This window comes from Endozoicomonas sp. ONNA1 (assembly GCF_024606325.1).
In the GTDB taxonomy this organism is placed as follows: domain Bacteria; phylum Pseudomonadota; class Gammaproteobacteria; order Pseudomonadales; family Endozoicomonadaceae; genus Endozoicomonas_A.
Genome location: NZ_JAHHPN010000630.1, coordinates 1 through 26,282, shown reverse-complemented (window position 1 = coordinate 26,282; position 26,282 = coordinate 1). Strand labels below are relative to the sequence as shown.

Below are 26,282 nucleotides of genomic sequence, written 5' to 3'. Positions count from 1 at the left end.
CCCCGACATAGTTCGAGACCTGAAATGCGAGTGATCATCAACAAAAAAAGATAGGATTACAGATTCTGCTCTTTTTCCTCTTTCTACCCGACACACTCGCTATGGCAGATAAGAACAAGATCTCCATCTCAACAGGACTGTTTCCAACAAACTATCCTCCTCTTTTCCGGATCGATAATAAAAAAGGCATTGTCCAGAAAACCCTTGAAGCCATTAGCCAAAGGAGTGCCTATGACTTCAAGGAAGAATACTACCCTTTCAACCGGCTTATTTACATGGTAGGAAATGGCAGTCTGGATCTGGAAGCCCCGAGCTACCCTCAATGGCGAGACAGAGTGTCCGGGAAAGTTTCCTCTTGCGAGCACGGAGAAGTCATTGTCCAGTTAAGTGAAAGTAATTCGGGGTGGTGCAAAACGGTACGTATAAAACTTTTGAACCTTACTTTCAATCGGGAGAAGTGATTCGTAAGAATACCAGAGATAAAATGCATGTTTTGAAGCTTCTGGAGAAAGGTCGTAATGACGCAGCACTGATAGACGAACTGGTTGCTCGCCACCTCATTAAAACCCGGTTTGCGGGGATTATTTGTGACAGAAAAAACATTCGACTGTGTTCCTGTAATGTTCATGTTCAGTAAGTCTGCCGAAAAACATGAAAGAAAGATCAACGCCATCTTTCAAAAATTAAAGTCGGAAGGTGTCACTGGCCAGATATTGAAAGAGTATTAATAAACGCCAAGGTACTATCTTATCATTTTTTTAGTAGTTGGAGAAATAATCTTCCATATTATTATATTGCTTAATCGATCTATTAATTCTTAACATGCTCAGAAGCTCACCTGGCTTACCATTAACGCCTACCAAAGCCAGCTTCCTGTTTTCAATTTTTAAACGCTTATAAAGAAAGAGCAATGCACCTACACCAGAAGGATCAAGCTTTTTAACGGAAATCATGTCCACAAGAACATCTCCAGCACAATCTTTGATCAAATAGTCAAAATAAGGTCTTAAATCATTAACAGTTTCAGCATTAAATTGATCTTTCAATGAGATGACATCACATGACTGAGTTTGCCAAATTTCGTAATTCATTACTTCCTACCCCTTAACATTACTCCCAGATTTGAAAAGAAAAAAATCAGAGATCATTTCAAACACTTATTATCAGACTAGACAGGTGATAGCTTAAAAGATGAATGCTTCTATATTCTTTGGCGATAAAAAAACCAAATAAAGATAACACATACTAATCAAAAAGGCTTTTTGCCAACTTATCATCACTTTTATTTAAAAAAAATAAATAAAAAACCTTTCGACAATTATTTTATCTAATAAAAAAAACAATTAAAATCGTATTTAAAGATTACAATTTCGTATTAGTAAGTTGTTCTTAACTTCCTATAGTTAATCTCACAAGGAAATGAAAAGCTCTGTATCCAACATCTGATTGCTTACTAGCTTTTTTGAGTAGTTGCTTTCTACTTTTTAATCAATAGCCAACCACATTGAGTCCGTCGTTGTTAAACGTTTTATGGATGGCATAGAAAGAAGTCACAGAATATGGAAACCAGCACAGGCATTGATGCTGAGCAACGTTTATCTGCCAAATTGCTTAAAGCTGTTCTAATGTCAGCCTGTTTATTGGGTATTGCTATCAGCTGTGTTCAAATTTTCTTTGATGCCCGCCAGTCAAGCAACATCATTGATTCAGAAGCCTTGCAAATGCTGTCCATGATCAGGGAACCTTCCATTCAGGCTGCCAGTAGACTGGAGCCCACAATGGCCCGGGAGATTCTTTCCGGGTTAATGGAGCACCAGTCAGTCCACATTGCTGCCATCAAAATACCTGATAAACCTGAGCTTGCTGTGGTAAAGCGTGGCCTTTCCAACTCAGGGTATCGCCAGCTCTCGGACTACATATTTGAACCTATTCGAATTTATCGTATTCCTCTACAAAGGGAAATACCCTCTCATCAAAGCTACGGCGAACTCCTCCTGGCCATTGATACGGCTTACCACGGTCAGGAGTTCATCCAGCGCTCACTGATTGTCATGGTCAGCGGTATTTTCAGGGCCATTGCGATGGCATTGCTGCTCTACCTGATCTATACATTTATTCTTACCAAACCTCTGAATCGTTTGATCGTAAGCCTGTCACAGATTAACCCGGACGCTCCCGGCTCTCATAAATTACCTATGCCTAAAGGTCATCAAAACAATGAGCTGGGTCTCTGGGTCAGAACAGCGAATCAGCTACTGGAATCAATAGATCGAAACCTGAACCTGAGGCAGAAAGCCGAGGCTCAGATCATGAGACTGTCTCAGTACGACTATTTAACCCGTCTGCCAAACCGAAAAACCTTGCAGAAGCAGTTGCAGAGCCTGATTGATAAACTCTCAAGCTCTGATGGCAATATTGCCATTCTCTGTCTTGGTCTTGATGACTTCAAATCACTGAATGCCCAGCTTAACTTCAAAGCAGCAGAGCATACACTGGTCAAAATTGCAGATCGCCTGAGAAACCATATTGGTAATATTGGTAACAGAGGTTACATAGGCAGGCTTGGAGAAGACCAGTTTGCAATCATTCTATCTAAGATCACCCAACCTTACGAAGCAGCTGAAATGGCCCAAGCTCTTCTGAAACAGCTGGCTCTTCCCATTACAGTGAACGAAGAGAAGATAACCATCAGCGGAACTGTAGGCATCACCCTATTTCCTGACGACGGTCAGCAAGTTGATAATCTCTTGCAACAGGCTGAATTCGCCATGATCATGGCCAAATCCAGAAACCACAACCGCTATCAGTTTTATATTGCCACTATCGATACCGAGATTCGTCAGCGTAAGAAGCTTGAAAGGGACCTTCATGAAGCTCTGGAGCATCATGAGCTAAGTCTGGTTTATCAACCACAGATTGATTTCAAAACTTCCCGGATGGTCGGTGCCGAGGCTTTACTTCGCTGGAAGCATCCTGAGAAGGGGCTTATTTCACCAGAAATGTTTATCCCCATGGCAGAAAATAATCTGGATATCATTCCCATAGGTGACTGGGTGCTTGAGTCCGCATGCCATCAGCTCCATGAATGGCATAAAGCAGGATTCCATGATTTGAGAATGGCCGTGAACCTTTCTGCGATTCAGCTAAGAGACAAAAACATCGTCGACCGTATCAATTACCTGTTGCGCAAATACCAGATTCCACCCCGGTTGTTGGAAATTGAAGTGACCGAAACCAGTATTATGGAAGATATAGAACTTTCCTCCGAACAGCTCAATAGAATCAAGGCAACAGGCATTACCCTGGCAATGGATGATTTCGGTACAGGCTACTCCTCACTAAGTTACCTGAAACAGTTTCCATTCGATAAATTGAAAATCGATAAAACCTTTGTCGAAGGGCTACCAGAAAATAAAGAAAACACTGTTATCGTTGAAGCGATTATTCAACTGGGTCAAAGCTTTGGCATTGAAGTCATCGCCGAAGGGGTTGAAACCAAAGAGCAGGAAACACACCTGATCAACTCAGGATGCACAGAAGGCCAAGGGTACTTTTACAGCAAACCCGTTCCTGATCAGGAATTTGCCGAATTTCTGAGAGCCTGGAAAAGCACACCTGCAAACTCCCGAAAAAGGATATTCCCCAATGAACCCGACGTCAGCGACAACTGAAAAAACTACTCGGGCAATTGAGCGCTGCCTGACCGTGAATCACTGTGGCAAACCCGTCAATACAGTCAATATTGATGAAACACCCTATGTCTCAAACGACAACCCCTTCTCTGTGACTCTTTACGTGAGCCAGTAATCCTCGGTTTACGGTTTACGACGTATGAAATGAAAGCCGAAGATGAAAGGGAGTAAAGACATGAAAGATGCCACGTATGTCCACCCGCTTACCGCTCTCGGTAAAAGGGCAATGGATCTATCCATAGCATTGACAGGCATTATTTTTACACTGCCTCTCTACCCCTTGATTGCTTTAATGATCAAACTGAACAGTCCTGGTCCGGTTTTTTATCGTCAGATGCGCATTGGCTATCAGAGCGAAAACTATGTTTGTCTCTTTCTGATGACCCGATTCAGAACGGTGAAGGTCGATACAGAGGCCACAAGCGGTTCTGTCCGGCCAACAAGAAATGCTCCCCAAGTCACTAAAGTAGGTCACTTTCTTCGCAGAACCCATCTGGATAAATTACCTCAGTTATGGAATGTTTTGATGGGCGATATGTCCATCGTAGGCCCCAGACCTGAACCCCCTGACATTTGCCAAAAGCTGGAAGATAACATCCCCTTCTATACCGAAAGAACCTTTGATGTTGTCCCCGGAATGACCGGACTGGCTCAAGTAAACCTGAGTTTCTACGAAACCGTCGATGATCTGAGAAACAACGTCGCTTATGACCACGCCTACGCACTATCTTTGAGCAGCCCTGCTGAGTGGCTGAAGATGGACGTTAGCATCCTACTCAAAACGATCTGGGTTATGGTCACTGGCAAGCGCTAATAACCATCGGGCTAATGCCCTCAATAATTCAGATGGTTCGCTACCAGTGTATCCAGCGCTCTGCGCATTCCTTCCCGGCTATGAACGCCAGGCTGAAAAGGGTCGGCCAGGGGCTGATGAAGCAGTGAACACTTTATCCCTTCCGGTGTTTCACGCTCTTCAGGCCACAAGAGTGCGTCGGGATAAACCCCTGTCATTTCCTTCATCCAGTTCAGCTTCTCATCAATAAGCATCTGTCTGACTGCCGAAACCTCTGGAGTGAGATTCCCGATAAATACAGTCAAAGCATCACTTTTCTGGATAGCTTCTGCGACATCCTTCATCAATAAGGCAGGTAATACACTGGTCATGAAACTGCCTGGACCCAGAATAATAAGGTCGGCCTCTTCAAGTGCCGTCAGGGCTTCCTGAGTCGGTTGAATATCTGGAATCAACAGTAAACGATCAGGCTTCTGATCCAGAGCATCTATTTTTGTCTCACCCACAATTTGTTGATTATCAATTATGGCTGCAAGACTGGCAGGCTCTTCTGACATGGGGATAAGGTCTGTTTCAACTTGAAGTATCTGACGAATCAGATTAATAGCCTCCATAGGACGGACACACATCTGATCCATAGCCAGGAGAATCAGGTTGCCCAAGTTATGATGAGTAAGATCTCCACTGTCTTCTTTGAAACGATACTCAAAAAGAATACGTGCCAGGTTGGGACTATCTGAACAAAGCTGATTGATGCAGTTTCTCAAATCACCCCAGGCGATACAGCCACTGGCTTCCCTGAGTCGGCCAGTGGAACCACCATCATCAGTGGTAGCAACAATACCAGCGAGTCGACCTTTCATAAAACCGAGGCTGGCCATAACCCTTCCAAGACCATGGCCACCACCGATAGCGGCAATACGACGACATTTAAAAAGAGCGTTGACGGACTGCATGTATTACTTAGACGTTGTGACTGTAGTAGAAAATTGTATATAAAAGATGGCTGATGAATCCACCTTTATACGACTTTATACGACCTTCTTCAGAGATGATTCTTCACTACTGAATCGATTCGGAATCAGTTCAGGTAATCTCTTTGCAAGGTAGGCTTCCAGTTTAGCCTTGCCAGGTTCATCCAGCTCAATGCCCAGTTTAGTGCGACGCCAGAGAATATCTTCAATCTGGTAAGCCCACTCATGCTCAATCAGGTAATCCACTTCAGCAGCATAGAGTCCGGCACCGAAATGCTCACCCAAACACTCCAGTGAACGGCTCTTTCCTATCAGGAGACCGCTCAGATTTCCATAGGTTCCACTGAGGCGGGAAGCAATCTCTCGGGGCAGCCAGGGGTGAACATTACAAAGCTCTTCAGTGCACCCCTGAACACCCTTGAACCCTTCACTGCCAGGCAGCTGGCATGTTTTGGTCCAGCTTTCACTCATATCAGGAAAATAAGGCTGAAGCTTGCCAACAGCCGCTTCACCCAGCTTACGATAGGTCGTGAGTTTACCGCCAAAGACAGAAAGCAACGGTGCCTTGCCATCCTCGTCCTCCAGTTCCATGGTGTAGTCACGGGTAATCGCCTGGGGTGAGTCTGACTCATCTTCACAGAGTGGACGCACTCCAGAGTAATCCCAGACAATGTCGTTCAGGGAGATCTGTTGTTTGAAGTGTTTGTTCACAATATCACACAGATAACGTTTTTCATCTTCAGAGCAGCACACATCTGCAGGTTCACCCTTATACTCAACGTCGGTGGTGCCCACCAGTGAATATTTGTCCAGATAAGGAATGACAAAAACAATCCGGTTATCTTCGTTCTGCAGAATGTAAGCTCGAGGCTCCTCATGAATGCGGGGAACGATAATATGGCTGCCTTTGATCAAACGGATTTTCCGTGGGGATTTTTGCTTCAGCCCCTGATCAAAGAAAGATTGAACCCAGGGACCTGCCGCATTCAGCAGAGCGCGACTTCGAACAACAGATTCTTCTCCAGTGATCTCATCACGAAGAGTAATATGCCAAACACCGTCATTTCGTTCAGCACGCAATGCCTCAGTGCGGGTACGAACTTCTCCACCCCTTCTCTGAAGTTCCATGGCGTTCAGGACGACCAGACGAGCATCATCTACCCAGGCATCAGAGTATTCGAAACCTTTTTTGAAGTCTTCCTTGAGCGCAGAATCCTTTCCAAACCTGAGGGATTTTGATCCCTTGAGAGAAATACGGGCACTGAGGTTATCATAAAGGAAGAGCCCTGCACGAATCATCCAGGCGGGTCTCAAGTGAGGTCTGTGAGGCAGACAAAAGCGCATGGGAGAAGCAATATGAGGCGCCATTTTAAGAAGAACTTCCCGCTCTGCCAGCGCTTCCTTGACCAGACGGAATTCATAATGTTCCAGATATCTGAGACCACCATGAATCAGTTTGCTGCTGGCTGATGAGGTTGCTCCAGCCAGATCAGACTTTTCACAAAGACCCACTTTCAGGCCCCTGCCTGCTGCATCTACGGCAATACCTACACCATTGATGCCACCACCAATTACGTAGATATCAAAGAGCCCCTCTGTCTGCACCTGCATCATTTCACTTACATCCAAAAACGAATATTTACGAATATATACAAACTATAGCGAACTCTATAGTACAAAAAAAACCAACATATTTACCAATTCGAAGAAATACGAATATACAGGTGGTTTATAACAAGAGAATGACACAAGTAGGAGGTGCAGGAATGCTCCAAATCAATCAGGCTCCTGCACTGAGAATGCGAGGGGTTATCAGGAACAAGCGCATCTGACTGATGTTTTGCTTCTTATCAGCACGAAACAAGCGACCAAGAACAGGTATGTCGCCCAGCACCGGAACTTTGGTCGTCTTCTGATCCTGGCTTTCCTTGTAAAAGCCACCAATCAGCAAACTTTCATTTTCGTTTACGATCGCTTGTGTACTGATCGAACTGTTACTAACCCTTGGCAGGGAAAGATTCTGGTCGTTGGAATCGCCACCATCCTGAATATTCACACTCATGTGAATCCGGCGACCTATCTCTTCTTTGACAATTCTGGGGGTGACTTGAACGACGGTACCCGAAGTCACAGGGAACAACTCTGCATCTTCCTGACTGGCCACCTGAACGTAAAAGGTGCTGCTGTTATCGAAGACTGCCTCCAGGTTGTCCAAAGTGAGAATGGAAGGTTTGGAAACCACTTTGGCTCGACCTTCATCCTCCAACAGACTGAGTCGGGCATTAAAGCTGCCAATATTGATACCCAGAACCGTCGTGAATGAAGAGAAGTCATCTGCATAGGCGGAAGAACCCGGATCAAATTTAACTTCGGAATTGGTTCCACGGGTATTGTTCCAGTCAACGCCCAGAGCTTCTATGTCAGCGGTATTTACATCAATAATGGAGACACTGACCTCGACCTGGGAAGAAGGTTTGTCCAGAGACTCAATAAGACCTTCATACATGGCCATCTTGGACTCCAGATCATGAACAATAATGGCATTCAGCCTTGGATCTGCACTTATGTAAGCCCCTTCAATATAAGCACCGGAATTCAATGCTTCTTCAGTTTGCCGGGCCTGCTGATTATTGTTAACACCGTTACGAACAACACCTTTTGCGGGCTGCATCTTAAGAGGCTCAACAGGCTTGCGATCAACGCTGGAGACCCCCCCTCCACTGATGATGTTTCTTAACAAGCTGGCTACACCGGGAACAACGATCTGCTGACCTCTGAAATTGAAACTTTTATCGGTAGCCCAGGCGTATTTGAGACTGAACATACGCACGGTCAATTTGCTTTTTTGACGCTCACCTTCTTTATTGTCGAGAAGCTCAGCCGTTTGACTCACCATCTCAATGTACCTTGGCGGTCCGGATACATAGATCAGGCCATCTTTTGGCTGCTCTTTCCAAAAAAAACGCCCATCCCAGATACCCACTTTTTTGAGTGTTGTCTTGAAGTCCCGGGTTGTCATGTATCCAAGACTGATAATCTTTTGCTCAGCTGAACTGCCACTGTAGATATAGAGTGAGTGGCCATCAAAATACCAGATGAATCCGTAAATATTGGCCATGTGATCCAGAAAATCGACGGGCGTCAGTGGACCAATCTTGCCGTTTACTTCACCTACGACATCTTCAGAGATAACGACTGGAACATAGTAACTGGCAGCAAAATTCTGTAATGCCTCAAGCAAATCTTCACCACTGCCATAGAAGGAATAAGGACGGTCTCCAAAGACGGCCAAGGCTGGAGACTCTGAATCTTTGACCTCCTCTTCCACTTCTTCCAACAACTCCTTGCCGGCTACTTCAATATTTTCCATCTGTTTGACCGATGACTCAGAAGTACTGTTTCCTCCGGATGGGTCCTCAGCTTCAAGAGGAATATCAAAGCCCACCTCGACCTGAGGCTGTGGAGCTTTTCTCACATAGTTGTAATCGATACTTTCGATACCTGTCGTTTGTTTCTGGCCACCCATCCATTGCTGCAACCTGAAATACTCTTCTTCATCAGGTCTTGATCTTGTCGGAGGAAATGCGGTTGCATCCAGAGCCTGTGGCGGAGGCTCTGCGGGAGAGGCTGCCTGAAACCCGGGCCCAACATATTCAGTAGAACTCTCGGGAAGGTATATGGTTTGTCCCACCATCAGTTTGGAAGGGTTGGTAATGCTATTAAACTCAGCCAGCTCACGGAGCTCAAAGCCATAGTTCTGCGCAATAATGGAGAGCGATTCACCAGGGCGCACAATATGCCTTCGAGTACTGTCATTTTGTGGAACGGAAGACCAGACCGCCGCCTGGGAGTATGACAAGAACGTGCTGGCAAACAGTAATGGAATCAACAAAGCCAGAGCAGGCAACAAAACTAGCCAGAGTTTGAGAGTTTTTGACCCCATCCGAAGAGTGCCTCCATGCCCGTCCTCTAAACAACCCACAATAAAGGTATTAACGGCTAAATAAACTTTTTCTAATCAATTTTTTATTTTTTATAGCTAATTTAAATACACAACAGAATAAAACCAGTGTATCCAAGATTACTCTTCAATTCTAATCATTTACACAGTTTTAGGGCCAGTGCTACAGTTTGCTGTCATCCAGCCGACGCTAAAACGAAGAGAATCAATTCATTTAAACAGAGGCTCTGCATTATGGACGTGTCTTTTAAAAACGGCCTTTCTGGTATTTCATTCGTCAACAATGACTTTATTGATAAAGACTTTCCGAAAGACAAGTCTTCTTTTAAACCCTCCGGTAAAAGCATTGCGGCTCACTTCTGGAAAGCCCTTGAAATGGGTCGCACCTTCCAGGATCGTGAAAAAAAATTCGCCCTCAACCTGACTGAAAAGGCTCCTTCACTCTCCCCTGATGAACATAACATGATGACGGATATGGCTCTGAGCCTTCTGAGCAAGCATGCCGAAGAGTGGCCAGAAGCAAAAGCAGCTCTAGCCGTATTAAAAGAGTCAAAAGAATTGCAGGAATACCTGACCATGACACGGAATGTTCTGGTCGCGGGCTAATAGGAACAACAGGGAAACACACCATGAATAAGCCATTAAGGCAGTGGTTACTGGCTCAGGCCTCTTATTATATGGAGTATCTCCAGCCACGAAAGTCTATCGCTTTGCTGGAAGCCGTTAAACGATTTGAACCCCAAAACCCCGATGTTTATCGAATGCTCAGCTACGCCTACCTGCAAGTTGATCGACCTGAAGATTCTATCAAGGCCGCCGATACTTTTTTGCAGTACGCGAAGCCTGGAATGGATACCCGGGCCATTAAATGGATCAAGGGGCGAGCACTGCTCAAAAAGAGAAAGAAAGCCGCTGTAAAATAATCTCTTGCTTGACCAGACTGCTCTCCCCTGCAAACAGACTGGTCATAAAGCATGAATCCTGTCGTCGCAGGGCTTAATAAACTGGGCCAAAGAAATGACCTGATGCTGGCAGCCATGCTGGTAGCCATCGTCAGCCTGATCATATTGCCCATGCCCACCGTTCTGGTGGACTTTCTTATTGCCCTCAATATGGGGCTCTCTTTCATCCTGATGATGACGTCTATCTATCTGTTATCTCCGTTGGAATTCTCTTCGTTTCCAGCGGTGCTTCTGGTAACAACCCTTTTCAGACTGGCGCTCTCCATCACCACTACCCGACTGATTCTTCTTCAGGCTGACGCGGGTGAAATCGTCTATACCTTCGGTAATTTTGTGGTGGGCGGCAACCTGATTGTCGGTATCGTGATCTTCCTGATCATCACTATTGTCCAGTTTCTTGTCATCACCAAGGGCTCTGAGAGGGTGGCAGAAGTCAGTGCTCGTTTCTCACTGGACGGCATGCCCGGTAAACAGATGAGTATCGACGCTGACCTTCGTGCCGGTTCTATCGAAATGGAAGAAGCACAAAAACGTCGGGAACTGGTGCAGAAAGAGAGCCAGATGTACGGCTCAATGGATGGCGCCATGAAGTTCGTAAAGGGTGATGCCATCGCAGGTCTGATCATTATCTTTGTGAACATCACAGCCGGTGTCGCCATTGGTACCATGATGAATGACATGACGGCGGGTGAGGCTTTGCAGCTATATGCCATCCTGACTGTAGGTGATGGTTTGATTTCACAGATACCAGCTCTGCTGATCTCCATAACCTCCGGTATTATCGTTACCAGGGTGTCCAATGAAGACTCCAAAGATCTGGGTAACGAAATTGGTGGACAGCTCCTTGATAAGCCCAAAGCGCTGCTGGTGGGCGGCGTCCTGCTGCTTGGCTTTGCTCTGATTCCCGGTTTTCCCACTTTCATATTTCTAATGCTGGCGCTGATAATTGGCGGCGGAGGTTATTACCTGCTGAGGAAAGCCTCCCGCGAGATGGCTCAGGAAGCCGAAGGCGGGATTCCAGCCATGGCTGCCGCGACTGAATCAGCCGGAGATGCAAAGTCCAGACTGGACCAGCAGGAAGAGTTTACGCAGACACTGCCACTTATTATTGATGTACCTACTTCCATTCAGGAAACACTGAACACCCAGATGCTTAACGATGAGCTTCTGAAGGTTCGAAAAGCTCTGTACATGGATCTCGGGGTTCCCTTTCCTGGTATCCATCTTCGCTTTAATGACGCCATGATGGACAACAGCTATTCCATCATGCTTCAGGAAGTTCCTGTGGCGAGCGGTCATTTCAGACCTGGCTATGTCTTCGTTCGTGAAACCATTGACCATCTGGAAATGCTGAAAATCCCTTATGAACAGGAAGAAGATTTCCTGCCCAGCCTTGATACGCTCTGGGCAGAAGAAAGCCAGAAAGAGAAGCTGGAAAAAAATAATGTTAATTACATGGATGCTCCGAAAATACTGACATTTCATCTGGCTCACGTATTGAAAAAATATGCAGAAGAGTTTATCGGCATTCAAGAAACCCGATACCTGCTGGAAAAAATGGAGTCTTCCTTTGGCGAACTGATCAAAGAAGTCCAGCGTCTTCTGCCAGTTAATAAAATCACTGAAATATTCCAGCGACTGGTCTCGGAAGATATCTCGATCAGGAACCTGAGATCCATACTTCAGGCACTGGTCGTCTGGGGCCACAAAGAAAAGGAAGTGGTTCAGTTAACAGAATATGTCCGCTCATCATTGAAACGATACATCAGTTACAAGTATTCGAATGGTAAAAACATGCTGCCTGTCTACCTTCTTGATCAAGATGTTGAAGATACCATACGTGGTGGCATCCGACAGACATCAGCAGGCAGCTATCTGGCTCTTGATCCGTCCCAGTCTGCTCGCTTTGTTGAGAATGTAAAAAACACAGTAGGCAAAATTGGGCACCTTGAACATAAACCTGTACTGATCACATCGATGGATATTCGCCGATACGTCAGGAAGCTTCTGGAGCTGGAAGTTTATGATCTGGCCGTATTGTCTCACCAAGAGCTTACAGAAGAAATCACAGTACAACCTCTGGGTCGTATATCACTCTGATCAATGTTGATAACTGACAGCCCACTCTTTTTAGTAAGAAGGCTGTCTGGTCAGAAAAGAAATGCAGGAAGTGAAAAAAGATGTTTGCTCAGAGGCCATTCACTCGAGGATCATTGGAGTTCAGAACGAACCAGACCGTAAACGTATTGATCAAAGTAGTCTTCACCTTTGAAAATATGTTTTCTCAAGATACCTTCGAGTTGGAAGCCGCACTTTTCGAGTACTTTTCCAGACCCTTTGTTGTAATCAACCACATCGGCATAAATGCGGACCAGACCCAGCTCGTCCATGGCATACTGTGTGATACGGCTGAGAGCCTGAGTCATTACTCCTTTTCCCCAGTGGGATTCAGATAACCAATAGCCAATTTCAGCCGTAAAACGATGAACATCCACTTGGGTTACAAAGCCGATCTCACCAATGGCCTCCCCTTCATGATCGATCACAAAACGGGTATCAGCTTCATTTTCCTTCACATGCTGAATCCATGCTCTGGCATGCTCTATCGTATAAGGATGTGGAAAACTATCCCTGAGATTTTTGGCCACATTCCAGTTGTTGCCGTGACGTGAAAGTGATGGTGCATCACCGTAAAGAAAGCTTCTAACACAATATCCGTTACCCAGATCAAAACGCATATCCATTGCCTGACATGATCAATTCATCAGGTATTCAATCGGCAAAATACTGTGTGGCTAAAGAGGGGTATCAGAGCTGTCACTGCCCTTTTTTCATTTTATCGAGCATGGCATTGACAACGGCTCTAGCTTCATCCTGGGCATCGGGCATGGTATCAGGGTTAACATCTGGGGCAACACGCCATTCAATGACACGTTTGGCTAGTTTTCGAGCCAGAACGCCAACGATATCATCAAGGAACTTTTCGTCCAGCATGGGTGAATCCATAAACCGAAGGTGTACAAGAAGCTGCTCGGATTTACCTTCTTCTTTCATGTGGATGGCAAAATCGCCTGCGTCTGTTGTACTCTGACTGATGGTCAATGTGAAATGCTGTCCACTCATAACATTCTCCAAACATAACTAATCCAGTTGTCGGCGAAGCTATGGAGGGCTTTAAGGTGTGAACCCCCTGTTCTTACATAGATTGGAAATAATAATCCATGGTCTATAGAACAACTTCCATTTTGTCCCCTAACAAACTCTTTAACCTTTTTATCTACAATGAAATATGGTTATGGGCGATATAAATAAGGATAGACATTACCGCTCATCAGAATTTTCAACCCACAGGGAGAGAAGCATGATCACTAACCATGACGCAGAACCGATCCAACCTTCCAACCGCGGTCAAGTTGACCCAACCCAGCCAGTACAGCCAATTGATGCTGCTGAGGCAGAGCGCTTTGCTAATCTCAAAAAACAGGCAGAAATGGAAGAAGCTGAGACCAGTGAAGTGGAAGACGGCATGATCAGCCCGGAAGAGCTTCAGAGGCAGATCAGGGAGAACCTTTTCAAGAACGGCTTCAACAAGGCCATGGAGAAAGCCCGGGAAATATCTAAAGAGCTGAAAGAGGGCTAACCTGCAACTACTGTTATCACAAGTTTGACAACAGGTTAACCCTTTAGCCGTTTTTACTTCTTTTGATTATAAATATATTGATTCAAATAAATTACAATAGGACAAATAAGTCAAACATATTGGCTAAAGGCACCGCCAGAAATAAGCCTCAGGCCATTTAAGCAGGTAACCCCATAAACAATCAAACGTAAACTCAGACCTAATTGTCATACAGGGAGCAGTAGTATTTATGACAGGAACGTCGAGCAATGTTGTCACGCTACCGAGTTCAACAAAACTCTCTCAAGTGGGTGAAATAAACACCTCTCTCATCAATGCTTTCCAAAAATGGGTATTCCCTCCTGTCGATCATATTCTTACTGACCTGGCTCAGCATATCGTGGAGCTTTCTGATGCTGGCCAAAACAACGCTCAAATCATGCAGTTCATGGAAGCCAGGCAAAACCTGGAAAGATCAAAAAATCAGATCATACAATGCTTCCGGCAGGAGGCATTAAAACATTTCAATAATCTTGAAGAAGAGGACAATACACATGCCTCTGTTTCTCTGAGTGAGCTGTCATTGCTTGACAATGGCGATCTTGAGAAAAAGCTGGCGTGGCAATATGCCGCCAGTCAACTTAGCATAAATGACCAACTTCAACGCTTCAACAATATACAAAACAGGCTGTCTGGATTAATTCATCTTGAGCCAGAGAATAATCCACTAGGAGCTCAGAAGATTTGTGAGAGCTTCGCGCTAGCGCTGGTACCCGCTCAGCTGTCTTCAGACCTGACCCAGGAACTGCTTTTACAATTTGCTCTCAAGATAAAACCCGCTGTGATGGAGCTCTGGCATGAAGTGGACGAGTACCTTGATTCTATGGGGCTTGAAATCAGCATGCCAGCTACAAAAATTGCAGAAATACCAGAAGATGAACCCTTTTCAAAATCCAAACACATTCAAGTAGTACCAGAAGCCAATAGCAGAGAGGCTGCTCCCCAATATCGCTCAGAAGCGCCTGAACCTGAGACGACGTCAAAAACGGAGGATTCATCGCAAACCTGGAATGAAGCGTTCATGAATGAACTGGTAAACAGGCTGTTTTCCAGAGTAGAAGGACTACTACATACCCCGTCAGAGACTTCTAATGCAACGGTGAGTGGTGATGCCAGACTGTTTGCCAGCATCGAGCTAGCCAGTACACTGACATCCATACAGAAAGAGCTCTCGGGTCAACATGACTCTATCTTCAGTCTGGCAGAATCGATCAAGAGTGCCTTGAAGGACAAGGGTGTAAAACAAAAGCTCTCACCAAGGCACCGTGACCTTATCAACATGGTCGGCATGCTGTTCGAGTTTATTCTGGACGATCATGAGTTACCGGATGACGTTAAAAATCTGATTGGTTTACTTCAGATTCCTGTTTTGAAACTGACTTTACTGGAAGAAAGTTTTTTAACTGACCGTCGCCATGCGGCAAGAGAGTTACTCAATGACATGACCTCAGCCGGCATGCATACGACACTGGAACCAGAAACAGAAAAGCCTGTTATCGAGTTGATTGAAGAAACAGTCAAGTACATTATCAAACATTTCACCGAAGACCCTGACATATTTTCCAGCTGTCATAAAACATTCAACGATAAGCTACTTAAAATCAGGGATTCTTTAGACCAGAATCAAACTAGAACAGAGCCCAATCAGACTGAACCTGCAGAGGGTGAAGAGGCCATTAGTACGGAAGATATTGTTCTTGAAGCTCAGACAAGCAAGGTAAACTGTGAGTTTCAACTAATCATCTCCAATCTCATTTCTACCCGGCAATATACAGTGCCGGACTCAATGGAAAAGCTGGTTAATGAAGTTTGGTCTGATGTTCTGGAAACCGCTGGTATGAAGAGCACTGCTAATACCAATGATTCAGCTGACATTCCATGGTTCGATGCCATTAATACACTGGATATCTTGTTATGGAATCTACAACCAGAAAACCGTGATTCGGTCCCAGCTCAAGACTGGCTCCTATTAAAAACTATGTTGCTCGACCATCTCAACAAAACCGGTCATGCCCCCTCTATCTTCGCTGAATGGATGCATGATTTGACCACACTGATATCAATGCCTGTTGAATTCCCAATAGAAGAAGAATTTATTAACGTAACCCTCGAAGATTCAGCAGCAAAAGAAGAGTTTGCAGAATCGGATACAGAAGAGATCGTACTTCAGAGTCAAAGGTTAGATCATCCTCACCTTGAATCAGACTTACTCATTCCCGAGGTCGTTGATACGACTCCAAAGGAAGACGGAGTCATCGAAAAAGATGTTCTGGAAGAGCATACCGGAGTAGAACTTAGCATAGGCCAGTGGGTTGAATTCATTGGCAAGCAGGATCAGCATTTCCGTTGTAAACTCTCTTCTATTAATACAGTCTCCCATCGCTATACCTTCATTAATAGTTCTGGCATGAAAGTAGCCGAAATGTCTGGCTACGCAATCAAGTCCGGTATAGAAAATGAGCGCATTCGTATTATTGAAGATACTCAATTCTTCGACAAGGCTCTGCATGCTGTCATGAACAAATTCCTGAAGTTTTAGCATCTGTCGACGACACATAACCTGAATGTTTTCCCCAACTGATCCAGATACAAAGGAGGTATCCATTGATCGACCTTGGGAACCTGGAACAGCTCACCGAAGACGATGCACCAATGATGCAGATGCTTCTGGATGAATTCCTCAACACCACAGAAGAGGATCTCAGATCCTTGGATAAAGCAGTTGAAAACAAGACACACCGCGAGATCGCCAGTCTCGCACACCGAATCAAAGGCTCATCAATGATTGTGGGAGCCAATCAGCTGATACAGCTGACCAATGAGCTGGAAGAAGCGGGCAAACAGGCTGAAAATGAGAAGTTCGAATCATTACTCTCTGATATCAGGAAGTGTTATAGCAGCGTTTCTGAAGCTATCAAAAAGCTATGAAATCTAAAACTGTATATGTGTCATGCTACCTTTACTCAAGCCAGAAAGACACTGTCGGACAACCTCCAATATCGTCACTCCCGGAATCATTCCTATGACCTGATCAAGGTTGCATAAACACTGCCTCATACCCCCTGCCTGTGTAAGGTCGTCAGACTGGATGTGGTCAGAGTCTTTTATGGAGGTTTGATGAGAGTGATTTATCCGGTAGAGTAAGCGTCCTAACCCATAAACAGTACAACTCGAATGAGTCTGACCTCCACCTCAATATCAACACCCTCTCCCCAAAGTCTTGCTGAAGATCTGGCCAGATGTGCCCGGGGGGAACAAAAAGCCTTTAAACATCTTTATCAGCTGACTTCGTCGAAACTCTTTGCCTTGATCCTGCGTATATTGAAAGACAGAGAGCTTGCAGAAGATTGTCTTCAGCAGGTTTATATAAAGATCTGGCAGGCATCCTCCAGCTATAACAGCAGCAAAGCTGCTCCCATGACCTGGATGAACACCATTGCCAGAAATCAGGCACTGGACCATCTGCGGAAACTGAACCGGGAGCCCCAGGTGGAAACGGAGGCGCTTGACCTGCAGGTCGACCAGAGTTCCAGTCAGGAACAAAAGATGACAGAAACACAGAACAGTCAGCAAGTCCACCGCTGTCTGAGAACTTTGAATGATAACCAGAGACGCTGTCTGGAACTCAGCTATTTTGATGGAATGACTCATCAGAATCTTTCTAACCAGCTGGAAGTTCCTATCGGAACAGTGAAAACGTGGATTCGACGTGGACTGATGAGGTTGAAGGAATGCATGACGACCGCTTAGATCTAAGCAATCCTGATGAAAGAAATCAGGCTGCAGCAGACTATGTGCTCGGCCTGCTGACGCCTGATGAAAAGGCTCAATTTGAAGTATTAATGGCTGTTAGTCACGATGTTCAGCGTGAAGTAGACGAGTGGCGAGAGTACCTGGATACTCTGAACGAGGCTCTGCCTCCTGTCGAGCCTCCCAAGCATATTTGGAAAAATATTGAGCAAGCTACCAACAATAAAGAATCATTCTGGAGCAGCCTGAAGTTCTGGCAAGGTTCCGCTTTTGCTTCGGTTGCCCTGGCTCTTATGGTGGCTCTGGCGAATTTTCAGTCGGTAAACCCGGCGAACATGGAATACGTTTATGTCGTCAACAACCAGAAAAAAAGCCCCGGGTGGATTCTTAACGCATCATTGGGCAGTAAAAAACTGGTTATGGAAACCGTTCAGCCTGATTCCATCCCTGAAGGGAAAGCCTGTGAACTCTGGTTGGTGGTGGATGGTGTAGAGCCTGTTTCTCTGGGAATGCTGCCTGAATCAGGTACAAAAGAGATGACGATACCCAAGGGATGGGCAGAGAAGCTTTCCAAAGCGAAAATTATTGTCACACTTGAAGACCAGAAGGGCGCACCCAACGGCTGGGACATGGGGCCTGTTCTGGATAAAGGTGACTGGAGCACTCGAACTTACTAACTTGTTTCGAGGCACTGCCTGACGGGGCAGTGCCTGATCTTCTAATTACCAGGGAATCAGGGCACCATCATAGTTAAAAAACTGCCCGGTATTTTCCGGCCCAAGCTGCTCAATCACAGAAATCAGCCCTTTTATGGAGGTTCGGGTATCAATCAAAGCATTGGGTCCGCCCATATCCGTCACAACCCAGCCCGGATGACAGATAGCCACACTGACCCCCTTATCAGATAGATCCTGCGCCATACTTTTGCCAACAGCATTCAATGCCGCTTTTGAGGAACGGTAGATATAGCTTCCACCGCTTGTGTTATCAGCAATACTCCCCATTTTGCTGGTCATCAATACAATCTTTGAACCTTGAGGCATCAGCTCAAACAGTTCCTGCACCAGCAAAACCGGTGCAATGGTGTTGACCTCCATGACCTTGTGCCACTCTTCAGATTCAACCTCGCCAAATTTCGCCCGCTGACCATAGATACCCGCATTATTAATCAGTATATCGATCTGCTCTCTCTGCAGCGTATGTTTAAGATTCATTCTCTGTGCGGGGTTGGTGACATCCAGAGGTACCGTTTCCAGTTTTTCGCTGTTCTGCTGCTTCAGGTTCAGCAAATCTTCTGCCGACTCTGGTGCCCGGCAGCAGGCATATACTTTGTAGCCTTTTTCCAAAAACTGCCTGCAATACTCCAGACCCAGACCCCGGTTTGCACCGGTCACCACCACCGTTTTAGTCATCACTTAACTCCTTATAGAGAGTGTCCAGACGAGCCAGATGCCGGGATCGTTCTGAACTCTCAAGAAAACTGGCATTGAAGCTGTTTCGTATCAATTGATAAACAGCCTGATCGTCCAACCCTAAGGCTTGCTGCGTAGCATGGAAATTATCGTTGATATAACCACCAAAATAGGAAGGATCATCAGAATTGACAGTGACACAAAGTCCTTTATCCAGCATCTGCTTCAGATTATGTTCTGACAAACTGTCAAATACACACAATTTGACATTCGAAAGGGGACACACTGTCAGGGGAATTTTGTTCTCAACCAGATACTGAACCAGACTCTCGTCATCCAAACATCGAACACCATGGTCAATCCGCAACACTTTAAGTGCATTCAAAGCTCCCCAGATGTAGTCTGCCGGACCCTCTTCTCCCGCATGAGCAACGGTCTTCAACCCAGCCTGTATGGCTTGGTCAAAGACCTCTGCAAACATCTCCGGAGGGTGCCCCAGCTCCGTTGAATCCAGACCCACACCGACCAGTCGCTGATGCCATGGTTTGGACATTTCAAAAGTATTCAGCGCTGCCTCAGCTCCTAAATGACGAAGAAAACACATAATAGTATGACTGCTGATACCCAACTGCTTTCTGCCATCCTGAAGAGCGGCATCCATTCCCTCAAACACAGTGCCAAACGGGATACCTCTGCCAGTGTGGGTCTGTGGATCAAAGAAAATCTCGGTATGAACTACATTGTCTTTTTGACAGCGCTCCAGATACGCCCAGGTCAAATCATAAAAATCCTGTTCGGTCTGTAGAACATTTGCACCAGCATAATAAATGTCCAGAAAGGATTGCAGGTTGGAAAACTGATAGGCGTCCCGGACTTCTTTAACGCTTTGGTAAGGCAGGCTGATTTCATTTCTTTCAGCCAGAGACAACATCAGTTCAGGTTCCAGGGTACCTTCAATATGCAGATGAAGTTCTGCCTTGGGTAACGAGTCAATCATGGAAGAATCTACCTTTTCATCTGTCATTAAAGATCGTCAGGAACTTGTTCTTTGAATGAATACTGCATTTCCACGTTAAAAAGAGCTATTCTTTCTAAAGATACTTATTATAACGCTCTGGCTGCAAGTCAGGCAGCGATATCAGGAAGGATGCTTTCGCTTTCAGGCGTCTTTTCCGGCAAAAAACCATGGAATGGCACTATGTCGAAGATTGATGGCTCAGGACAACCTCCCTCCCAAACACAATTTGAACCCAGCCGACCGCCTGTAAATCAGGGCAGTGGTGCTTCTGATGAAACGCAACCGAAGAAATATCTTTCAAAAGAGAAGCCGCTGTCAGGACCAGAAAAGAAATCGATTCTCTCCAGAGGCGTCAAATCAACGCCTTCAGAAGGTAAACTGGCACCTGCAGACTTGGGTATGATGCTGAAATTTTTTGAAAAAGGTGATTTGGTCGGTGCTCGGGAATCCATGGAACGTTTCATCAAGGACCTGAATCAACTCGATAAACTGATTTCTACCTTACCAAAAGATCAATCAGAGGGAGCCAAAAAATTGTTAGTCACCTTCGCTGGGCAGCTCACTGCTGACGATATTGTCAGTAAACTGGTGGTTTCAGACGTTTCACTGGAAGAACAGTTTGAACAAATCAGTGGCTACATGACCCAGCTGGGAACCTCAGAGAGCCCGGTCAGAACAATTGCCAAAATAAGGGCAGATGAGTACCTCAGTAACAGCAGTCTGGGACAGAACCAACTTCAGGAAATGACCAGACTCATGGAGGAGAAATGCCTCTTCTCTTTAAGTCAGACAGCCAACAAACTCGGATTAATGTTACAGGAAGGTGAGCTGACACCTGACCAGCAGAAAGCTGTGGAACAGCAGCTTCGTCAGATGCGCATCGAAATGTCGGCTTTTAACGGCACTTAGATATGATAAAAGCCGTCAAAGGCTGTCTGACGGCTTTTCTTGATCGGAAACCTCATTAAATCAGGACAGTACCAGAATCACAGTCACCACACTCAAAACCAGAGTAGCTCCATATAACATTACTTTAAGCCCTGCCCCCGGATGAACACCCAAATCATGCAGGCCGTGGTAAATACGGTGGATACAGGCCCAATAGGAAGGCACCAGGGCGACCAGAAGAACCAACTGTCCAATCAGATTATTCAAGAAGAAACCAGACATTCTTTCATAAGACAGTGCTTCTGCTGGAATCACGCCCAAAGATACCGCCAGAATCACCAGGATCGTAGCCGGGAAGAAAAAAGCGATTGTTGTTCCACCAGCGCCGAACAGGCTCCAAAGCAACGGCTCAATGTGTCTTTTCTGACTCATGACCATCTCCCTCAAAACAGCACAGCAGCAGCGAAAATAATGACAGAAACACCTGCCAGACCTGCATACATCAGTTTATTGACTACATGATCAGCCACCATCTTGCGAATCTGCTGAGGCAATACCCGTGGTGTCATATCAAAATAAGTGGCTGCATGAAACAGAGTCATCCCTAGCGTCACAACCGTGAACAGAATCATCAGAGGATTAGCCTGAAAAGAAAGCCAGCCCTCCCAGGCGTCTCCACCACGGGTCAGCTGAACAATACCAAAGAACAAGTTGATGCTGTAAAGCGCATCAAACACACAGGTCGCTTCCCTGATCATGTAGGTGCGATAAAAAAGATGATCCATATACCAAGTGCGCTTCATGGGACGCACATAAGGACGACGACTCATCACTTACCTCCTTTAAGCGGCATCAGGAAAGACAAAGCCCAATCCTGAGCGCCCTGCAACTTGTTCTGGTTGATAGCTGCAGCAGGATCGACATTCTTTGGGCAGACCTCTGAGCAATAGCCCACAAAGGTACAGGACCAAACACCGTTCTTGCTCTGAATCACTTCTGTGCGCTCATCATACCCGTCATCCCTTGTATCCAGATTGTAACGGTGTCCCAGTGCGATAACGGCTGGCCCGGTAAACAGTGGGTTAATCCCCATTTGTGGGCAGGCTGAGTAACAGAGCATGCAGTTAATGCAGCTGGAGAACTGCTTGTAAAGGCCCAGCTCTTTGGGTGTCTGCTTGTTTACACCTTCTGCAACCGGTTTTTCCATTGCATTAATAATATAAGGCTTCACAGACTCCAGTTTTTTGATGAAGTCTTCTGCATCCACCACCAGGTCACGCTCAATCGGGAAGTTGGCCAGTGGCTCTACCTTGATGGTGCTTTTGTAATCCCTCAGGAAGGTCTCACAGCCCAGCTTGGGCGTGCCATTAATGACCATGCCGCAGCTTCCGCAAACAGCCATCCGGCAAGACCAGCGATAGGCCAGAGAAGAGTCCAGTTCGTCCTTGATGTACTCAAGGGCATCCAGCACAGACCACTCTTCAAGAAAAGGAACCTCAAATCTACCGTAGCCGGGCTTCTCATCGCTTTCCGGGTTGTACCTCAGAATTTCGATGTTGATTGTCTTTTTACTCATTTACAGCCCTCCCGTCACTTTGCATCCGGCACCGCAGCACCCTTCTCAGCCGCTGCACCGTAAACACGCTCTTCTGGCTGATAACGAGTAATATTGACATCCTGATAGTCCAAACGGGGAGCTGAGTCACCGTTATAATATGCCAGAGTATGTTTCAGGAAGTTCTCGTCGTCACGATTGTCAAAACCATCAATTCGCTGATGAGCACCACGGGATTCCCTTCGATTCAGCGCTCCTACTGCAATGGTTTCAGCAACAGCCAGGGAGCTTTGCAGTTCAAAAGCCTGCAAGAGTTCAGTGTTAAAAACCTTGCTGCGGTCTTCAACCTGTAAATTACGAAAGCGCTCACGAAGCTCTGCAATCTTATCGACCCCTTCCTGCATCTCTTCGCCAATTCGGAAGATACCAAAGCAACGCTCCATAGTTTTCACCATCTCTTGACGAATGTGAGAAGCTTTTTCAGTGCCCTTCGCATTGCGCAGATTTTCGATGCTGGAGAGATGCATTTTCGCCTGATCCAACAGCTTTTTCTCATCAGGCATCACAGCCTGCTGAGCAAACCCGGCCGCTTTATCACCGGCCATTGCACCGAATACCACCGTTTCCGCCAGGGAATTTGAGCCCAAACGATTAGCACCGTGCATGCCAATGCTGGCGCATTCACCGGCAGCGTAGAGGCCTGGAATATCGGCCGCACAGTTGATATCGGTACGGATCCCCCCCATGGTGTAGTGAACCGCAGGACGAACCGGAACAGCCTGATGAACAGGATCAACACCTACATAGTTTTTAGCCAGTGAGCAGATCAGGGGCAGGCGCTCCATCAATTTCTTTTCACCCAGATGGCGAAGATCCAGCAGCACAGCATCACCAAGAGGAGTTTCAATGGTGTTGCCCTTACGCTGCTCATTCCAGAAAGCCTGGGAGAGCTTGTCACGCGGGCCCAGTTCCATGTATTTGTTCCTTGGCTGGCCCACCGGTGTTTCTGGCCCCAGACCGTAATCCTGAAGATAGCGATAGCCATGCTTATTGAGCAGAATGCCACCTTCGCCACGACAACCTTCGGTCATCAGAATGCCCGAACCGGGCAGACCGGTTGGATGGTATTGAACAAACTCCATATCTCTCAGTGGCGCCCCCGCTCTCATAGCCATACCATGACCATCACCGGTGACAATGGCGCCATTGGTATTGAAGCGGAATACACGACCAGAACCACCGGTTGCCAGAATCACGGATTTTGCCAGGAAAACCTTCGGCTCCCCTGTTTTTACTTCAATAGCAACCACACCCTGAACACGACCCTCTTCAACAATCAGATCGGTAGCAAAGTATTCGTCGAAACGTTCAATCGCAGGATATTTGACGGATGTCTGGTAAAGCGTGTGTAACATGTGGAAACCGGATTTGTCGGCAGCAAACCAGGTTCTCTCAATCTTCATGCCGCCAAAAGGACGTACGTTAACATCACCATTCGGCTTACGACTCCAGGGGCATCCCCAGTGCTCCAGACGAATCATTTCTTCTGTAGAGTTCTGAACAAAGTAATCGACAACATCCTGATCACAAAGCCAGTCGCCACCGGAAACGGTATCCTTGAAGTGATTCTCGAAAGAATCATGATCCTGAATAACGCCTGCTGCCCCCCCTTCTGCCGCCACGGTGTGACTGCGCATCGGGTATACTTTTGAGAGCAGTGCAATATTCAGGTTTGGGTCTTTTTCTGCAACCGCTATAGCAGCACGAAGTCCGGCACCACCAGCACCTACAATTGCAACATCGGTCATGATGACCTGCATTTTATGCCAACCTCTACTGAAGGTCCGGTCTTTCAGCCTGGCAGCAGACTCCATCACAACCGGACAGGGTTAAGTGAAATCGTTGAAAGGAAACCTATTGGGAAATGTCTGGATACTGCCTATTGAGAGGATTTTCAGTGCTCACATTGAAAATCAGTATAGCTCTATTCAAGACCCTTACGGCTCATGCCATCGCAGTGGTCAGCCAAACCCGTTAACAAGTTAACGAGTTCAATATACTCACTAATAACATCTGAAGCAATCACGTGAAATCCCATAGATATGAGTATTCAACACATCCTGACTCTCACAGGGAAAAGTACAAATTCTGAACCATTTTCCTTCAAACAAAAACATTCAGAGAAATCAGTTTCTGAGCATGATGTGTAACAGACAGACATTTTCCTGTGGATAACGGTAAGCATCCCTGAGTCAGGGAGTGAGAAAAAAACTATAGAAGATTATATTTTCAAATATGAGTCACGATCATTGTGTCTCATCGAACATGGAGTGATCATTGGTAATACTGTTTACAGCTTCAGAATTAATTCTTTCAAAACGTTTTTGTAGTGCCTTGATCTGCAGATCCACGCTGGCATCAACCACCCCAACATCACTCTCCATGATACAATCCCCCGTAGACAGACGCTGATCCGAAACCAGGTTGATAAAGCCTACACCTTTGTATTCCGCCAGTATTTCATTAAGCCTTGCTTTAACCATCTTGAATTGACTGGGCGGGATACGAATGGTGACTTGCTTTTCATTTCTGACGTGCTGTAGTGCATTTTTTACCAGACTTACGGCAAGCTCTTCCTGATCATATTCACCAATTATTTTTTTAATCCCCGACATTAAAATATCAGCCAGAGCTTTCTCCACCTCTGAGAGATAGTTTATGGTTCGGCTGACGACCTTAAGCATTTGCTCAGCCTGATCAACCTTACTTTCTGCTAACCCTTCTTCAAAACCTCTTTGCTTTTCCTTCTCATAGGCCTGACGAGACTGCTCCAGTATTTCTCTGGCATGATCCCGGGCTTTCTTGATAATGTCTTTAGACTCAAGATAGTCTGCATAATCTTGTGTTTTCAGGACTTTCGCTGACGGGTCAATCGTCAACTGTCCGGAAGTCAGACGAACAGGTGACGCCATTCTCTATTCACCTCTTTATGTGCTTTAACGACCAGTGTCTTGCACTGATTGATATCCAGGTCCGACCTCTCTGAACTCCGGATAGTATCGCGAAATGAAACAGGCAGTTTTAATTCCAGCCTTTTGATAAAGGCAGGAGGACTGTCTGAGAAAGCCCTTCCGAGCACCTGAAAACCAGATTGCATAAGATAACGTTTAAAACTATCGAGATGATCCCAGTCAATCAAAAAACTTGGCCCCAGATCACTTCCGATGCGACTGAAAAACTGCGCCTTTTTAACAGCAAAACGAAACCCATCCTCTCCCAGTGTTTTCTTTAGCAACAGTCTTTCCTGCTTACGAAGGGTATTTCGAATAACACTTTCGTTTAGAATAATACCCAAATAAAAAGCCAGCTTTGTAATGGCTTCTTCGTTCGCCAGAGCTACTCTTTTGTGCTTTTCATCAAAGTCGTAATCATAGTCATTGCTCAGATCAAACTCTTTTAGTAAAAAATGAGACAGATGGTAATCTGCATTACCGGCTTTTCTGAGCTGTTTGACCAGTGGTGATAACTTGATGGTTTTCAACCAGCTGTGATGAATAAAGCGCACTAAGTACAGGTTAAATTCAGCAACGGACTGAAA

General features: G+C 45.8%; 28 protein-coding genes. 14 read left to right on the top strand and 14 right to left on the bottom strand.

Annotation, left to right across the window (positions count from 1 at the left end):
- Positions 1-101: 101 nt before the first annotated feature.
- Positions 102-461, top strand: a complete 360-nt coding sequence (locus KDK19_RS14790; RefSeq protein WP_257279825.1) for a hypothetical protein — start codon at positions 102-104, stop codon at positions 459-461.
- A 23-nt stretch (positions 462-484) separates the two neighbouring features.
- Positions 485-637, top strand: a complete 153-nt coding sequence (locus KDK19_RS14785; protein WP_257279826.1) for a hypothetical protein — start codon at positions 485-487, stop codon at positions 635-637.
- Positions 638-758: 121 nt separating this feature from the next.
- Here the strand turns inward: KDK19_RS14785 and KDK19_RS14780 are convergent, their stop codons facing one another.
- Positions 759-1,091: an STAS domain-containing protein gene (locus KDK19_RS14780; RefSeq protein ID WP_257253124.1), complete on the bottom strand. Its 333-nt coding sequence runs from the start codon at positions 1,089-1,091 to the stop codon at positions 759-761.
- 468 nt (positions 1,092-1,559) lie between these two features.
- On the opposite strand from KDK19_RS14780, the gene KDK19_RS14775 reads away from it, so the two are divergent.
- From KDK19_RS14775 to KDK19_RS14765, 3 genes are read left to right on the top strand one after another with little or no spacing between them, the layout of a single operon-like run.
- Complete coding sequence (locus KDK19_RS14775) at positions 1,560-3,671, top strand: bifunctional diguanylate cyclase/phosphodiesterase (RefSeq protein ID WP_257279827.1); 2,112 nt, start codon at positions 1,560-1,562, stop codon at positions 3,669-3,671.
- Positions 3,646-3,807, top strand: a complete 162-nt coding sequence (locus KDK19_RS14770; protein WP_257253705.1) for a hypothetical protein — start codon at positions 3,646-3,648, stop codon at positions 3,805-3,807. Before KDK19_RS14775 ends, KDK19_RS14770 begins: the two co-directional genes overlap by 26 nt.
- Positions 3,808-3,867: 60 nt before the next feature.
- Positions 3,868-4,506 carry a sugar transferase gene (locus KDK19_RS14765; protein WP_257253707.1) on the top strand — a complete coding sequence of 213 codons (639 nt, stop codon included), beginning with the start codon at positions 3,868-3,870 and terminating at the stop codon, positions 4,504-4,506.
- Between the two features lie 20 nt (positions 4,507-4,526).
- Here KDK19_RS14765 and yvcK read toward each other — a convergent pair whose 3' ends face one another.
- The 3 genes from yvcK to sctC all read right to left on the bottom strand — a co-directional run bounded on the left by yvcK (position 4,527) and on the right by sctC (position 9,402).
- On the bottom strand, positions 4,527-5,441 hold the full coding sequence (gene yvcK, locus KDK19_RS14760; RefSeq protein ID WP_257253708.1) for a uridine diphosphate-N-acetylglucosamine-binding protein YvcK: 915 nt from the start codon (positions 5,439-5,441) through the stop codon (positions 4,527-4,529).
- A gap of 75 nt (positions 5,442-5,516) precedes the next feature.
- Positions 5,517-7,073, bottom strand: a complete 1,557-nt coding sequence (glpD, locus tag KDK19_RS14755; protein ID WP_306670867.1) for a glycerol-3-phosphate dehydrogenase — start codon at positions 7,071-7,073, stop codon at positions 5,517-5,519.
- Positions 7,074-7,239: 166 nt separating this feature from the next.
- Positions 7,240-9,402 (bottom strand): type III secretion system outer membrane ring subunit SctC, encoded by a 2,163-nt coding sequence (sctC, locus tag KDK19_RS14750; RefSeq protein WP_257279829.1) that lies wholly within the window; start codon positions 9,400-9,402, stop codon positions 7,240-7,242.
- Between the two features lie 252 nt (positions 9,403-9,654).
- Here sctC and KDK19_RS14745 point away from each other — a divergent pair, with 252 nt between their 5' ends.
- Genes KDK19_RS14745 through sctV form a run of 3 tightly spaced genes read left to right on the top strand, consistent with a single transcriptional unit; the run spans position 9,655 to position 12,482 of the window.
- Entirely contained in the window at positions 9,655-10,026 is a 372-nt protein-coding gene (locus KDK19_RS14745) for a hypothetical protein (protein ID WP_257255535.1), read from the top strand.
- Positions 10,027-10,049: 23 nt separating this feature from the next.
- Complete coding sequence (locus tag KDK19_RS14740) at positions 10,050-10,343, top strand: hypothetical protein (protein ID WP_257255534.1); 294 nt, start codon at positions 10,050-10,052, stop codon at positions 10,341-10,343.
- A gap of 51 nt (positions 10,344-10,394) precedes the next feature.
- On the top strand, positions 10,395-12,482 hold the full coding sequence (sctV, locus tag KDK19_RS14735; RefSeq protein ID WP_257255533.1) for a type III secretion system export apparatus subunit SctV: 2,088 nt from the start codon (positions 10,395-10,397) through the stop codon (positions 12,480-12,482).
- 110 nt (positions 12,483-12,592) lie between these two features.
- On the opposite strand, the gene KDK19_RS14730 is transcribed toward sctV, so the two are convergent.
- On the bottom strand, positions 12,593-13,120 hold the full coding sequence (locus KDK19_RS14730) for a GNAT family N-acetyltransferase (RefSeq protein ID WP_257255532.1): 528 nt from the start codon (positions 13,118-13,120) through the stop codon (positions 12,593-12,595).
- A gap of 79 nt (positions 13,121-13,199) precedes the next feature.
- Positions 13,200-13,505: a hypothetical protein gene (locus KDK19_RS14725; protein ID WP_257255530.1), complete on the bottom strand. Its 306-nt coding sequence runs from the start codon at positions 13,503-13,505 to the stop codon at positions 13,200-13,202.
- Between the two features lie 238 nt (positions 13,506-13,743).
- On the opposite strand from KDK19_RS14725, the gene KDK19_RS14720 reads away from it, so the two are divergent.
- The 5 genes from KDK19_RS14720 to KDK19_RS14700 all read left to right on the top strand — a co-directional run bounded on the left by KDK19_RS14720 (position 13,744) and on the right by KDK19_RS14700 (position 18,488).
- Complete coding sequence (locus KDK19_RS14720) at positions 13,744-14,022, top strand: hypothetical protein (protein WP_257255529.1); 279 nt, start codon at positions 13,744-13,746, stop codon at positions 14,020-14,022.
- 229 nt (positions 14,023-14,251) lie between these two features.
- Entirely contained in the window at positions 14,252-16,600 is a 2,349-nt protein-coding gene (locus tag KDK19_RS14715; protein ID WP_257255528.1) for a DUF1631 domain-containing protein, read from the top strand.
- 65 nt (positions 16,601-16,665) lie between these two features.
- Positions 16,666-16,989 carry an Hpt domain-containing protein gene (locus tag KDK19_RS14710; protein ID WP_257255527.1) on the top strand — a complete coding sequence of 108 codons (324 nt, stop codon included), beginning with the start codon at positions 16,666-16,668 and terminating at the stop codon, positions 16,987-16,989.
- A 246-nt stretch (positions 16,990-17,235) separates the two neighbouring features.
- Positions 17,236-17,811, top strand: coding sequence for an RNA polymerase sigma factor (locus KDK19_RS14705; RefSeq protein ID WP_257255526.1), 576 nt, complete (start codon positions 17,236-17,238; stop codon positions 17,809-17,811).
- On the top strand, positions 17,793-18,488 hold the full coding sequence (locus KDK19_RS14700; protein ID WP_257255525.1) for an anti-sigma factor: 696 nt from the start codon (positions 17,793-17,795) through the stop codon (positions 18,486-18,488). The genes KDK19_RS14705 and KDK19_RS14700 overlap by 19 nt, the downstream gene beginning before the upstream one ends.
- Before the next feature lie 45 nt (positions 18,489-18,533).
- Here the strand turns inward: KDK19_RS14700 and KDK19_RS14695 are convergent, their stop codons facing one another.
- Entirely contained in the window at positions 18,534-19,223 is a 690-nt protein-coding gene (locus tag KDK19_RS14695; protein ID WP_257255524.1) for an SDR family oxidoreductase, read from the bottom strand.
- A complete protein-coding gene (locus tag KDK19_RS14690) occupies positions 19,216-20,220 on the bottom strand; it encodes an adenosine deaminase (RefSeq protein WP_257255523.1) in 1,005 nt (334 codons plus the stop codon). The genes KDK19_RS14695 and KDK19_RS14690 overlap by 8 nt, the downstream gene beginning before the upstream one ends.
- Before the next feature lie 51 nt (positions 20,221-20,271).
- Between KDK19_RS14690 and KDK19_RS14685 the strand changes: the two genes are divergently transcribed.
- Positions 20,272-21,150, top strand: a complete 879-nt coding sequence (locus KDK19_RS14685) for a hypothetical protein (RefSeq protein ID WP_257255522.1) — start codon at positions 20,272-20,274, stop codon at positions 21,148-21,150.
- A gap of 60 nt (positions 21,151-21,210) precedes the next feature.
- Here KDK19_RS14685 and frdD read toward each other — a convergent pair whose 3' ends face one another.
- From frdD to KDK19_RS14655, 6 genes are all read right to left on the bottom strand, one after another.
- Complete coding sequence (gene frdD / locus KDK19_RS14680) at positions 21,211-21,561, bottom strand: fumarate reductase subunit FrdD (RefSeq protein ID WP_257255521.1); 351 nt, start codon at positions 21,559-21,561, stop codon at positions 21,211-21,213.
- Positions 21,562-21,572: 11 nt separating this feature from the next.
- Positions 21,573-21,959, bottom strand: coding sequence for a hypothetical protein (locus KDK19_RS14675; RefSeq protein ID WP_257255520.1), 387 nt, complete (start codon positions 21,957-21,959; stop codon positions 21,573-21,575).
- A complete protein-coding gene (locus KDK19_RS14670) occupies positions 21,959-22,705 on the bottom strand; it encodes a succinate dehydrogenase/fumarate reductase iron-sulfur subunit (protein ID WP_257292255.1) in 747 nt (248 codons plus the stop codon). The genes KDK19_RS14675 and KDK19_RS14670 overlap by 1 nt, the downstream gene beginning before the upstream one ends.
- Before the next feature lie 14 nt (positions 22,706-22,719).
- Positions 22,720-24,492, bottom strand: a complete 1,773-nt coding sequence (gene frdA / locus KDK19_RS14665) for a fumarate reductase (quinol) flavoprotein subunit (RefSeq protein WP_257292254.1) — start codon at positions 24,490-24,492, stop codon at positions 22,720-22,722.
- 498 nt (positions 24,493-24,990) lie between these two features.
- A complete protein-coding gene (locus KDK19_RS14660; RefSeq protein ID WP_257279837.1) occupies positions 24,991-25,656 on the bottom strand; it encodes an HrpE/YscL family type III secretion apparatus protein in 666 nt (221 codons plus the stop codon).
- A partial coding sequence (locus tag KDK19_RS14655) for a Yop proteins translocation protein K (RefSeq protein ID WP_257292253.1) occupies positions 25,635-26,282 on the bottom strand: 648 nt, incomplete at its 5' end. The genes KDK19_RS14660 and KDK19_RS14655, both read right to left, overlap by 22 nt.